Source organism: Clostridium sp. 7_2_43FAA, from assembly GCF_000158375.2.
Taxonomy (GTDB): domain Bacteria; phylum Bacillota; class Clostridia; order Clostridiales; family Clostridiaceae; genus Clostridium; species Clostridium tertium.
Genome location: NZ_JH815222.1, coordinates 1,715,734 through 1,728,051, shown reverse-complemented (window position 1 = coordinate 1,728,051; position 12,318 = coordinate 1,715,734). Strand labels below are relative to the sequence as shown.

Sequence of the window (12,318 nt, the reverse complement as noted above, 5' to 3'; positions counted from 1 at the left end):
ACGAAAGAGACATCTTAAAAATATGAACTGGATTTATAATAAATTGCAAGATGTGATTAGAAATATAACACCAAATAAGAATAAACAATTCTTATTTGGTGTTATTTGCTTAAAAATAAATGGAAAGTTCTGATTTTCAAGCAGCTACTTAAAAAACTCTAGAATAAATTATTAGATGATGAGTCACTATCATCACATGGGTTAGAATCACATGGATTATTTTCAACATCAAGATTTTTATCTTGTGCCTTCTTCTTGTCATGATTAAAGCAGCCTTTAATCATATCAATAATTTGAGGAACAGAATCTACAATTCTATCATATGTATTATTTTGATCAACAGGAAGAAGTCTTACAGCATCATCTCTAAGAACTAAAAATGCAACAGGTTTAACTGTGACACCAGCTCCAGAACCACCACCAAAAGGATGTTTAGCATCTTTATCAGGGGATGGCTTACATTGGTTTCCAAATTCACTTCCACCAGATGCAAAACCGAATGTTACTTTTGATATTGGTATAATGTAACTACCATCACGTGTTTCCACAGCTTCACCTATAACAGTATTAACATCTATCATATCTTTTAGATTTTCCATAGTACTTTTCATTAAATTTTCAACAGGATGTTCATTTGACATAATATACCTCCCTATTCGGGAGTCACCTCCTCAATTTCAAAAGATTTATACATTAAATATAATATATATATAATATTAGCAACATTAAAGTAAAATATACTAGTTATACCAAAATATATAGTATTAGTATTGAATTTAGGGATAATATTAAGCTTTATATCTTTAACTTTAAAAGCTTTTTCTAATATTAATCTAAGTAAAGTAGGAGTATTACATAACAAGCCGTAAAGAATTGCGCAATATGCAGCATCATCAATACCAAAAGTTAAATCACCATCTATTTTTATAAGAGGTTTAAATTTATTACAAGAAATATTAGAATATAACTTTCGTATAGATATTTTTTTATAATTTTTTTGCGCTTAAGGGGAGAAGGCTTAATGGCTTTTTTATTTTTATATTTTATTGTAGTTTCTTTTTTTAAATCTATATTAGTTTTATTAATAAGTTTTTTTAATAATTTATTTTCAATACCATTATTTGATGAAAAAATATTTAAGTTAAATATTTTTAATTTAAATATACCTTCGTTAAAACTAATTTTAATTTTCATTGGAATAGGAAAAATAAGTAGTAACATAATAATTAAAAGTGTTAATATTAAAGCCATTTTCACACTCCTTTCTAAACTATTCTAATAATTACCATAATGAAAAATAAAAAAATAGCAAAAAAATGTTTAAAAAATAACTTTTAGAACAAACTACTCATAGATGGTTAATGTAGAGGGTGATTTTATGAAAGTTTTAAAAAAAGTTATTTTTACTATTTTATTAGTATTATTGACATTACAATGGAATATTTATTCAGTAAAAGCATTTATTGACGATGATGTAGATATGGATGATGAGACAGTAGAAATGCTTGAGGAAGATTATATTGATATTGATGGAAATAAAGTTGATAGCAAACTTCCGTTAAAGGTATCTGCTAGAAATGCCATAGCTATAGATGCAGAAAGTAGGCAAGTACTATGGAATCAAAAAGGATATGAAATTGTCCCAATGGCCAGTACTACTAAGATTTTGACATCCCTTATAGCAATAAATTATGGAGATTTAGATAGAATAGTAACCATCAGTAAAAATGCTTCATCTATTAGGGGTTCAACTGTAGGATATAAAGCTGGTGAAAAAATAACAATGAGGGAATTATTATTTGGATTAATGTTTAGGTCTGGTAATGATGCTGCTATTGCTATAGCGGAAGATATAGGAGGATCAGTAGAAAATTTCTCTAATATAATGAATGATTTTGCAAGAAGTTTAGGGATTATAGATTCACATTTTGAATCACCACATGGACTTGATAGTGCAAAACATTATTCTTCAGCATATGATTTAGCAATTTTAACAGCTAAAGGAATGGAATATGATGTTTTTAGAGAAATTGTAGGAGAAAAAGTTATATATAAAGATAAATATAATTTCACAAGAGATTATCAAAATATAAATAAAATATTGTATAGAATACCTGGTGCAAATGGGGTAAAGACTGGATATACTGGAGGGGCAGGAAAATGCCTAGTTTCATCTGTTAATCACAATGGTAGAAATATCATTATTGTTGTTTTAAATTGTGTAGATAGATGGAATGTAACAGAAAAAATCTTTAATTATGTCATAAGCACAAATACTTTTGCTGAAATATCTAATAAAGATATATTACAAAGAGAAAATCTTGCGGGATTAGGAAATATAATACAAGAAGAAGATATAACTTATGGATATAAAGAAAAGGATATAGTAGAAGTAGAGGTATTCAATAGAAGTTCTGATGTAGAAACTGGAGATATACTAGGAAAGATTTCAGTAAAAGATGAAAAACAAGAAAAAAATAAATTTCCGCTAATAAGTAATATAAATATGAGTAAAGAAGAATTTGAAAATATAATCTTTAAAAAGTAGAAGAGTTGTCTTCTACTTTTTTTGTTATATAAAAATATAGTGTAACAAAATGAAAAATAGAAAATAATCTATTAATATGTAAGAAATCTAGTGGGGAGATTCAAATAATGAAAGAAGCTGTTGATTGTATAGATGCTGGAACGGAGTTTTGTCCTTGCCATCTGGCAGAATCAAATGAATGTATATTATGCTCTCAATTACAAGGAAGCTGCTTTTGTGATTGCTTAAATTGGAATGGGGTATGTATATATCACGAATTTATAAATAATGGATCTAAGGCAAAAGAGGGAAGAAAAACATATAATTGTTTAGTTGAAAAAAAGGTTCTTTATCAAAATGATGTTCTTTTAATTAAATTTAAAGCTCCACATAAATTAGCTATTGATCTAGTAAGACCTGGAAGCTTTATATTTATAAGAACAAATGAAAATGTCTATTTTGATGTTCCTATTTCTATTTTAGAATCAAATATTGAAACAAATATAATAACCATAATGATAGAAATAAGAGGAATTAAAACAAAGAAATTATTAGATATAAAAGAAGGTGGAGAAATAACTATTAGAGGACCATATTGGAATGGAGTTTTTGGTCTTAAAAATTTAGATAAGCAAGTTAATAATAATGTACTAGTAATAGCTAGAGGAATTGGAATGGCTCCTATGATGCCAGTAATTAGAAAGTTATCCTTAAATAATAATAATATAAATTTAATTTTAGATAAGGCACCTTATACAGATAATTATGTTCAAGAATATTTATCAGAATATGATGTGAATGTAATTGAAGAATCAGTGTTAGATAAAGGTCAGCTAACTGATGAAGTAAAAGTTCTTATAAAATCTTATATAAAAGATAAAAGTGTAAATTATATTCATATTGCTGGGGCTGATATATTAACTGTAAAAATAATTGATTATTTAGATAAGATACAAGGTGAAGATATAAAGTTATCTTGTTGTAATAATATAAAAATGTGCTGCGGAGAAGGGGTATGCGGAAGTTGTACCGCTAGATTTTCTGGCCATAGAGTAAAGCGTTTTTGTAAAGTTCAAGCTGATCCAAGAAATGTATTTGAAGGGAGAAGATTTATATGATAAAGACTATTATCGTTGGGGGCGGTTGGTCTGGCTGCGCCGCAGCTATCACAGCTAAGAAAGCAGGAGCAGAAGTTCATTTATATGAAAAGACAGATTTATTATTAGGACTTGGAAATGTTGGAGGAATAATGAGAAATAACGGAAGATGGACAGCTTCCGAAGAATTAATAGAGCTTGGTGCTGGAGATTTAATTGATATTGTAGATGATACTGCAAGACATAAAGATATAGAATTTCCAGGTCATAAGCATGCAACTTTATATGATGTAAATTTAATCGAAGGTAAAGTTAGTAAATATTTAGAGGAAATGGGGATAAATATTCATATAGAAAGTAGAGTTACTGATGTTAAGTTAGAAGGCAGTAAGATTAAAGGGATTTACCTTAGTGATGGTACTTATGAAGAGGGAGATGTATTTATTGAAACTACTGGAACAACAGGGCCAATGGGGAATTGCTTAAGATATGGAAATGGATGTTCTATGTGTGTTTTAAGATGTCCAGCCTTTGGACCAAGAATAAGTATAAGTGAAAGATGCGGAGTAGCAGACATACAAGGAGAAAGAGATGAAGATACATTAGGGGCATTTTCAGGTTCTTGTAAGTTGGCTAAGGAAAGTTTATCAAAAGAAATAATTAAGCAATTAGATGAAACAGGATGTGTTATATTAGAAGTTCCAAAGGAAGATGTAAATTATGATAAGCTTAATGCCAAGGTTTGTCAGCAATATGCTTTAAAAGAATTTGCAGAAAATATAATTTTATTAGATACTGGACATGCTAAACTTATGACTACCTACTACCCATTAAAGAAACTAAGAAAGATTGAAGGATTAGAAAATGCAAAATATGTAGATCCATATGCAGGTAGTAAAGGTAATTCAATAAGATATTTATCCGTAGCTCCAAGAACAAATGATTTAAAAGTAAAAGGAGTAGACAATTTATTTTGCGCAGGAGAAAAATCAGGTCTTTTTGTTGGTCATACAGAAGCAATTTGTACAGGTAGCTTAGCAGGACATAATGCAGTAAGACTTGCAATGGGAATACCTCTATTAATTTTACCAGGCTCAATTGCAATAGGCGATATAATATCTTATGCAAATGAAAAAGCAGGTACAAGAGAAGGTAGAAAAAATAGATATACATTTGCTGGAGCAGAATACTTTAAGAGAATGAAGGAGCTAGGACTATATACTGTTAATAAAGATGAGATAAAAGATAGAATCAGAAAAGTTAATTTAAATAGGGTATTTAATCAAAAATTAATATAATAATAACTTAAATATAAAACAAAAGAGAATAATAATTATTCTCTTTTGTTTTATATACTAATACCTAGGATTAAAAACTAAAGTACATGATGTATTTTTAAAGGAAATAGTATTAAGTAAAAAAAATACTTGGTTAAAAATAAATAACAAGTCTTTTTACAAATCTAAAATGCACAATATTTTTGTTAAAGTGAGAAGATATATCTAAGAGCTCTACTCATACTAGTAATAACTACAGAACCATGATTTTCTTCAGGTGCAACATAGAGGGTGCAATTATTATTAAAGCTCTTAATTTTATTGTATATTTTTTCTGCACCATCAACCATATAACCTTCTTTTTCTCCAACACCTATAAATATATTCTTTTCGGTATTTTCTAAATTAGGTAAGTTTAAAAGTTCATAATCATTCCACCAAACTGAGGGACTAAAGGAAATTATATTTTTATAGATGTTTGATCCTTTTAATAAATTCCATAATACATAATAGCCACTTAAAGAATGACCAATTATAGAAATATTACTCTTGTCAAAGTTAAGATTAGGTTCAATTAATGGGAGAAGTTCTTTTTTTATAAATTCATTAAACTTTTCACTGCCTCCAAGATTTTTAGGAATTTTAAATTTAGTTTCCTCAGGAATAAAGTATTTTTCGGCTGGAGCTGTAAAGTCTAAAAATCTTTTTTCTTTTTTTTCATATTCCTGATGAGAGATGCCAACAACTATTGAAGGCTTGACCCCAGTTTTAATATAAAGTTGACCTTGTTGCTTTATGCAAGATTTAACTACTTCAAAGCAATTTCCACCATCTAGAACTATTATTAATGGCAAATTATCTGTTTTAGATTCTTCAGGAGTATAGAAATTAATATCATAAAAGCTATTAGTATAGCATGATTTTATTTTAAAATTATTCATAAGTTGACTCCTTTATGTTAAGATTTAGTAATAAGTATAAAATAACAAAAGGAAAAGGTCAATGATTATGAAACAAAGTATCAATTGGTTAATTGAATATTTTTCAGAAAGTTCTATGGAGTTTATCGATATTTTTAAAAGTAGTTTACTACCTAAAGAAAAAGATATTAATAGAAAAACGGCAAAAAATTTATGTGGAATAGTAATACCTATAAGAGGAGAATGTTCATTTTCTGTAGATGGGAAAAAATATAATTTAAACAAAAATACAATACTACATTGTGGATCAAGTATGGATATAGAAGTGGAGACAGGAGATTTAGGAATAGAATATTATGTAGTTCATTACAAAAATATTTTGACTACAGAAAAATTTAAAAACATAGAAAAAGAATCTTTTTATCTAGAAATTGAGGATAGGCTACATTTGCTAAAATACTGTGAAATGATTATTGATAAATCATTAAGTCCAGATAATTACTCAAAATTCTCATGTAAAGTTGATTTTGTAAATTTAATAAATTCTTTAATAAAAAATGTAAGAACCTCACAATATAGTGATAAATTAAAATTAGTAAATAAGGGGATTGAATATATAAATAAGAATTTCAACGAATTAATAACAGTAAGTGAAATATCAGATATTTTAGAAGTAGATAGAAGAAGATTTAGTGAAGTTTTTAAAGAAGTTACAGGATTGTCTCCACTAAAATATTTAACGGAATATAGGTTAAAAGAAGCTAAGAGATTATTGAAGTTTTCTTGTTATACAATTTCAGAAATAGCTGATATGACTGGATATAGTGATTGTTTTTATTTTAGTAAAGCTTTCAAAAAAAATGTAGGTGTTTGCCCTAGAAAATATAGAGAAATTAATAATAATGTTAATACAGGTATAGTATTTAAAAAATAGATTCGGCAAAAGTACAAAAAAATATTATAAAAGTCCATTTTACCATTTAAAGAATTTTGCTAAAATAATCATGAATTGAAAATGATTATCATTATGAATGGGGGATAAATATGAAAAAGTACTTAACATTATTGCTATTAATAGTTTTATTTGCAAGTTTAACATCTTGTACAGCAAAGAAATCTTCAGAAGTAGGTGAAGTAGAAAGTAAAGATACATCATTTATAGTAAATTATTTAGGACAAGACTATTCTTTCGATAAAAAAGTTGAAAATATAGTTCTTGCAAGTTTAGAAGGAATGGAAGATGCAGCAGTTTTAGGTATTAAAGCAGCAGGTGTTTTAGAGGTTGCTGGACAAGTTCCCAAATATTTAGCAGATGACTTTAAAGATGTAACTTTAGTTGGAGATAAAATGAAGCCTAATGCAGAAGTTATACTAGGTTTAAATCCTGATGTCATTATAGGATCTTCAAAATTATCAGAAGAAGTAATGGCACAGTTAAACAAGATAGCAGTAACATTACCATATTCACATATATCAGCTAACTGGAAAGATAACCTTCTAGCTTTAGGAGAAATAACAGATAAAAAGGATGAAGCTAATAAATTAATTTCAGACTACGAAGAAAAATCTTTAAAGGCAAAAGAAGATATAAAAAATAAATATAAGGATCAAAATATTTTAGTTATTAGAGTAAGAAGGGGATTAATGTATGTATATCCAGCAGATGTATATTTAAACCCAGTTTTATATACAGATTTAGGATTAAAAATTCCTGATATAGTTACTCAAGCAAAAGCACAAGCTCAATTAACAATTGAGACTTTAGCAGAAATAAATCCAGATGCTATTTTTTTACAATTTGAAGATAGTGAAAATGCAGATGCGCCAGAAGCTCTCAATGAACTTTTAGCAAATCCTATATTTGAAAGTTTAGAAGCAACTAAAAATAATAAAGTATTCGTAAATACTGTTGAACCTTTAGCTCAAGGGGGAACAGCTTGGTCAAAGGTTAAATTCTTAGATGCAGTTGTAGATAATTTATTAAAATAATAGGAGTGCTATCGCAGCAGATTAAAATTAAAGATATAAAATTATTGACATACTTGTAATTAAGTTACTAAAAATGTATCTATTTTAGAAACTCCCAAAGGAGTTTCTTCTTTAATTATACATTTAACATTGTGCGGTAGTATAAGTTTAAGGGGATAAATATGAAAAATCTTAATAAGAAGTTTTTGTTAATCTTAATAATATGTTTAGTAGGGATAGTTAGTGTGACTGTTTTATCTGTAAGAATGGGAACTAAATCAATACCAAAAGAAGTAGTTTTTGATGCTATTTTTAATTTTGATGAAAGTAATGTAGATCATATAATAATAAGAAATAATAGGTTACCAAGATCTATTGCTGTATTAGTAGTTGGAGGATTTTTAGCTGTAGCTGGTTCAATTATGCAAGGTATAACGAGAAATTATTTGGCATCACCATCACTTATGGGGGTAAATGATGGATCAGCATTTTTAATCACTATAGCAATGGTTTTTTATCCAGGACTTTCAAATGGAAGTCTAATTTTAGTATCTATAATAGGGTCTGTAATTGGAGCTGTACTAGTTTTAGGAATAGGATCATCTATAAAAAATGGACTATCACCAGTTAGACTTGCAATTATAGGAACAATAGTAGGGAGTTTTTTAAGTAGTCTAGGTTCTGCTATCGCCATGTACTTCCAAGTATCTCAAAGTATTTCATCTTGGTATAACACAAAAGTTCATACAGTAAATAGTGACTTACTAAAGATTATAATGCCAATAGGAGTTATTGGTATTATAGTAGCAATAATAATAGCTAAAGATATTACTATAAGCTCATTGGGAGAGGATATAGCTATTAGCTTAGGTCAAAGAACTAATATAGTAAAATATCTGTCTATGGGAGCTGTGGTATTACTAACTGCAACATCTGTTGCATTAGTTGGTAAGATTGCTTTTATTGGACTCGTAATACCTAATATTACGAGAATGATAGTTGGGCATGATTATAAATATATTATTCCATATTCCTTAATAGGAGGGGCTTTTTTCTTAGGATTATGTGATTTATTAAGTAGATACATAGCATTTCCTTTTGAAACACCTATAGGAACAGTAACAGCTATTATAGGAGTACCTTTCTTTTTATATATGATAAAAACAAATGGAGGATCAAAAGATGCATAAGAAAAAAATAAAATATTATTTTGTAATAACAGTATTACTGCTATTAATCTGTTTGGTCTTTTATTTGCATTTAATCAATGGGATGTTTGATATAAGTGTTGTTGAAGTATTTCAAACACTATTTAATTTAAATGATAATGAGAAATTTGGATTAGTAGTATTTGAATTTAGACTTCCAAGGATAATTATAGCTATATTAATCGGAATAGGGCTATCAATAGCAGGTCTCTTTTTGCAAGGAATTACAAAAAATGAGTTAGCTGATCCAGGAATATTAGGAATAAATTCAGGTGCAGGAGCAGCAGTAATTATATATATGTATTTTATTAACTTTAGTCCAACAAGAACTGATGGAGGTAACTTTCTAAGGATATTCGCCATGCCTATGTTTGGCTTTATAGGAGGACTATTGGCATCATTAATAATATTAATATTTTCAAAAAATAATAAAAAGATGGATATGCAAAGACTTATTTTAACTGGTATAGCAGTAAACAGTGGGTTTTCAGCTGTTTCAATGCTTTTTTCAATGAAGATGAACGCAGGAGATTTTGAATTTGCAGCTATTTGGCAAGCGGGCTCAATATATAACGCAAATTGGACTTTTATATATATGATGTTACCTTGGATAATAATTTTAAGTTTCTATCTATATAAGAAAGTTCATTTATTAGATTATTTTCAATTAGAAGAAAGCAGTGTAGTAAGCCTTGGAATAGATATAGATAAAGAAAAAAGAAAATTACTATTTGCTTGTGTTGGCTTAATTAGTTCATGTGTATGTGTTGCAGGTAATATAGGATTTATAGGATTAATGGCACCTCATATAGCTAGACAGTTAGTAGGATTAAATCATAGAAAGCTTATGCCAGTAACTGCTTTAATTGGTATTTTCCTTTTAATACTATCAGATTTTATTGCCAAAACTGTTTTTGCACCGTCAGAATTAGCTGTAGGAATAGTTATATCTATAATAGGAATTCCTTATTTTATATATTTATTATACAAATCATAAGAGGTAAGATATGAAAAATGCTATTAATATAAAAAAATTAAAAGTAGGATATGATAAAAAAATAATAATTGAAGAGTTGAATCTTAGTCTTGAAAAAGGAAAAATAACTAGCATTATTGGATCAAATGGATGTGGAAAATCTACGCTTTTAAAAAGTATAGGTAGAATACTAAAAAAGGAAAATGGAGAAATATTCATTTTAGATAAGAATATGAATGATATGAAAAGTAAAGAGATTGCAGAAAAGTTAGCTATATTGTCTCAAAATCCTACCGCACCCTCTCAATTAAAAGTTGAAGAGTTGGTTTCTTATGGAAGATATCCTCATAGAACAAATGTAAGTAAATTATCGAATGAAGATAAGCAGAAGATTGAATGGGCACTAAAAGTTACAAATACTTTTGAGTTTAGACATAGAGAATTATCTGATTTATCAGGAGGTCAAAGACAAAGAGTTTGGCTTGCAATGGCTTTAGCTCAAGAAACGGATATATTATTACTAGATGAACCAACTACTTTTTTAGATATGTCACATCAACTCGAAGTACTTAATATTGTAAAAAACTTAAATGATAAACATGGATGTACTGTAGTAATGGTTTTGCATGATATAAATCATGCTGCAAAGTATTCAGATTTTATTGTAGCAATGAAGGATGGAAAAATATTATATAAAAATACTCCAGATTTAATAATGAAAAAAGAAGTTTTAAAAGATATTTATAATATAAATGCAGAACTTATAACAAATGAAAATTATAATGTTCCATTATGTTTAAATTATGAATTATTATAAATAAAGAAAGAGAAATGATTAGTAATGTATCTATTAAATATAGAATATAAAAATTAATATTATACGGCATGAGTCAAAATTTAATTTAACTAATGTCAATTTTATTTTATATTCAATGAATATATTAAGATGAGAAGTATGGAAACTTATATGCTTTTTGACCAGCAATATGAGAGTGTGGGATGGATTCCGAAACTAGATTATGGATCAGTTGTAGTTAAGAGAGTAATTAATATCAGATAAATAAAAAAATATCATATAATTATAGATTTTTATATTTGGATGTAATAAAAATATTAAAACAGAATATATATAATATATGTATTACTAATATAATTTGCAGCATCTAAGATTGACTATAATTTATTTACATTTTTAATTAAACAGGTATAAGTAATATAAATAAATATTAGTAAGTTTTATAATGAAAATCGCTAACATAATTCGCTAACATAAAAGTACGATTAAATTACAATTAATATATAGGAATTCAAAGTTATTAAAATAAGTTTAATATAGATAGGGGTATTAATATGTTAAAAATGAGCGATTTAGAATTATCTTTTAAAACGGCAAAAGAGAAAGGTGTTGCATACATAGGAATTAAAGTTGAAATTAAAGGATTTGAAAGACCAGAGATAATAATAAATGAATCAGAGAATTTTGATAAAAAGTTAGAACATTATAAAAGGATGTATAATGATGACTTAACTTTAAAAGAACTTAATGGAATAAGAATAATAGGTATATCTTATGCTGATTCATTAGGATATATAGAAAATGAACTGCTTTGGTAAATTTTGAGAGCTTACGGAATGTAAGTTCTTTTTAAGTTATTAAAAAAATTATTTAACTTGAAATTAACATAAAGTTAACATAGCATTAATAAAACCTATCTATAGTAGTTCTTATTAAGTTAAATAATTTATTATTATAAGCTCATAAAAGCTAACTTTGGGGGAGAATGATGAAAATAGTAAAAAAAATTACTGTTGTTTCTGAAGCAACAGGAGGAATAATTGTTGATAAATATATATGTAATAAATGTAAAAAGACAGTGGAAACAAGACCTAGGGGGGAAATGGATAGAGAGATTAAGTATTCTAGATTAATTTATTGTATTTGTAATAAATGCTTAAAAAAATAATACTTTATAGAGCTTGATTTTAAATTGTTTAACAGGTACATAATAATAAAAAGATATTTGTAATGGGACAGTAGTTAGTTTTGTGTAAAAACAAAACTAACTACTGTTTTTTTGTATGAACAGCTGGTGGTTTTGGAATAATATACTATATAAATTTAGGAGGAAAAATTATGACAAAGAATATTAATACCAACTTTGATTACAATGAGGAAGTAAAGAAATGTAAAACTATTGATGATGTTATGGGGAAAAATGGGCTTATTCAGAAGCTTGTTAAAGATGTTCTTGAAAATATATTAGAAGGAGAAATGGAAGAACATTTAGGTAGAAATAAATATGAAAGAAAAGAAACTCCATATGAATTAAAAAAGAACTATAGAA

General features: G+C 27.3%; 14 protein-coding genes. 11 read left to right on the top strand and 3 right to left on the bottom strand.

The annotated features are described in order from the left end of the window. Positions 1–158 precede the first annotated feature (158 nt). Complete coding sequence (ytfJ, locus tag CSBG_RS09720) at positions 159–641, bottom strand: GerW family sporulation protein (RefSeq protein WP_008679092.1); 483 nt, start codon at positions 639–641, stop codon at positions 159–161. Positions 642–924: 283 nt separating this feature from the next. Continuing rightward, complete coding sequence (locus CSBG_RS09710) at positions 925–1,251, bottom strand: hypothetical protein (protein WP_035285275.1); 327 nt, start codon at positions 1,249–1,251, stop codon at positions 925–927. Between the two features lie 127 nt (positions 1,252–1,378). Between CSBG_RS09710 and CSBG_RS09705 the strand changes: the two genes are divergently transcribed. From CSBG_RS09705 to CSBG_RS09695, 3 genes are all read left to right on the top strand, one after another. Continuing rightward, positions 1,379–2,548 (top strand): D-alanyl-D-alanine carboxypeptidase family protein, encoded by a 1,170-nt coding sequence (locus CSBG_RS09705; RefSeq protein WP_008679091.1) that lies wholly within the window; start codon positions 1,379–1,381, stop codon positions 2,546–2,548. 104 nt (positions 2,549–2,652) lie between these two features. Further along, entirely contained in the window at positions 2,653–3,645 is a 993-nt protein-coding gene (locus CSBG_RS09700; RefSeq protein ID WP_035285271.1) for a sulfide/dihydroorotate dehydrogenase-like FAD/NAD-binding protein, read from the top strand. Further along, complete coding sequence (locus tag CSBG_RS09695) at positions 3,645–4,922, top strand: FAD-dependent oxidoreductase (RefSeq protein ID WP_035285829.1); 1,278 nt, start codon at positions 3,645–3,647, stop codon at positions 4,920–4,922. Before CSBG_RS09700 ends, CSBG_RS09695 begins: the two co-directional genes overlap by 1 nt. 185 nt (positions 4,923–5,107) lie before the next feature. Here CSBG_RS09695 and CSBG_RS09690 read toward each other — a convergent pair whose 3' ends face one another. Continuing rightward, entirely contained in the window at positions 5,108–5,842 is a 735-nt protein-coding gene (locus CSBG_RS09690) for an alpha/beta hydrolase-fold protein (protein ID WP_008679085.1), read from the bottom strand. 61 nt (positions 5,843–5,903) lie between these two features. Between CSBG_RS09690 and CSBG_RS09685 the strand changes: the two genes are divergently transcribed. From CSBG_RS09685 to CSBG_RS09650, 8 genes are all read left to right on the top strand, one after another. Then, positions 5,904–6,755, top strand: coding sequence for an AraC family transcriptional regulator (locus CSBG_RS09685; protein WP_008679084.1), 852 nt, complete (start codon positions 5,904–5,906; stop codon positions 6,753–6,755). Positions 6,756–6,865: 110 nt separating this feature from the next. Next, entirely contained in the window at positions 6,866–7,810 is a 945-nt protein-coding gene (locus CSBG_RS09680; RefSeq protein WP_008679083.1) for an ABC transporter substrate-binding protein, read from the top strand. A gap of 161 nt (positions 7,811–7,971) precedes the next feature. Continuing rightward, a complete protein-coding gene (locus CSBG_RS09675) occupies positions 7,972–8,979 on the top strand; it encodes an iron ABC transporter permease (RefSeq protein ID WP_008679081.1) in 1,008 nt (335 codons plus the stop codon). Continuing rightward, entirely contained in the window at positions 8,972–9,994 is a 1,023-nt protein-coding gene (locus CSBG_RS09670; protein ID WP_008679079.1) for an iron ABC transporter permease, read from the top strand. Before CSBG_RS09675 ends, CSBG_RS09670 begins: the two co-directional genes overlap by 8 nt. Positions 9,995–10,004: 10 nt before the next feature. After that, the gene (locus CSBG_RS09665) at positions 10,005–10,790 is read left to right on the top strand and encodes an ABC transporter ATP-binding protein (protein ID WP_008679076.1); all 786 of its coding nucleotides are present in this window, start codon (positions 10,005–10,007) and stop codon (positions 10,788–10,790) included. Between the two features lie 533 nt (positions 10,791–11,323). Then, positions 11,324–11,587: a hypothetical protein gene (locus tag CSBG_RS09660; RefSeq protein WP_008679075.1), complete on the top strand. Its 264-nt coding sequence runs from the start codon at positions 11,324–11,326 to the stop codon at positions 11,585–11,587. A 170-nt stretch (positions 11,588–11,757) separates the two neighbouring features. Further along, on the top strand, positions 11,758–11,937 hold the full coding sequence (locus CSBG_RS09655) for a hypothetical protein (protein ID WP_008679073.1): 180 nt from the start codon (positions 11,758–11,760) through the stop codon (positions 11,935–11,937). 170 nt (positions 11,938–12,107) lie between these two features. Further along, on the top strand, positions 12,108–12,318 hold a 211-nt coding region (locus CSBG_RS09650), incomplete at its 3' end, for a transposase (RefSeq protein ID WP_008679071.1).

Bases quoted from the DNA above. Each gene is read 5' to 3' on its own strand.
- ytfJ (WP_008679092.1), bottom strand. From the start codon at position 641: ATGTCAAATGAACATCCTGTTGAAAATTTAATGAAAAGTACTATGGAA.
- CSBG_RS09710 (WP_035285275.1), bottom strand. From the start codon at position 1,251: ATGGCTTTAATATTAACACTTTTAATTATTATGTTACTACTTATTTTT.
- CSBG_RS09705 (WP_008679091.1), top strand. From the start codon at position 1,379: ATGAAAGTTTTAAAAAAAGTTATTTTTACTATTTTATTAGTATTATTG.
- CSBG_RS09690 (WP_008679085.1), bottom strand. From the start codon at position 5,842: ATGAATAATTTTAAAATAAAATCATGCTATACTAATAGCTTTTATGAT.
- CSBG_RS09685 (WP_008679084.1), top strand. From the start codon at position 5,904: ATGATTATGAAACAAAGTATCAATTGGTTAATTGAATATTTTTCAGAA.
- CSBG_RS09680 (WP_008679083.1), top strand. From the start codon at position 6,866: ATGAAAAAGTACTTAACATTATTGCTATTAATAGTTTTATTTGCAAGT.
- CSBG_RS09675 (WP_008679081.1), top strand. From the start codon at position 7,972: ATGAAAAATCTTAATAAGAAGTTTTTGTTAATCTTAATAATATGTTTA.
- CSBG_RS09670 (WP_008679079.1), top strand. From the start codon at position 8,972: ATGCATAAGAAAAAAATAAAATATTATTTTGTAATAACAGTATTACTG.
- CSBG_RS09665 (WP_008679076.1), top strand. From the start codon at position 10,005: ATGAAAAATGCTATTAATATAAAAAAATTAAAAGTAGGATATGATAAA.
- CSBG_RS09660 (WP_008679075.1), top strand. From the start codon at position 11,324: ATGTTAAAAATGAGCGATTTAGAATTATCTTTTAAAACGGCAAAAGAG.
- CSBG_RS09655 (WP_008679073.1), top strand. From the start codon at position 11,758: ATGAAAATAGTAAAAAAAATTACTGTTGTTTCTGAAGCAACAGGAGGA.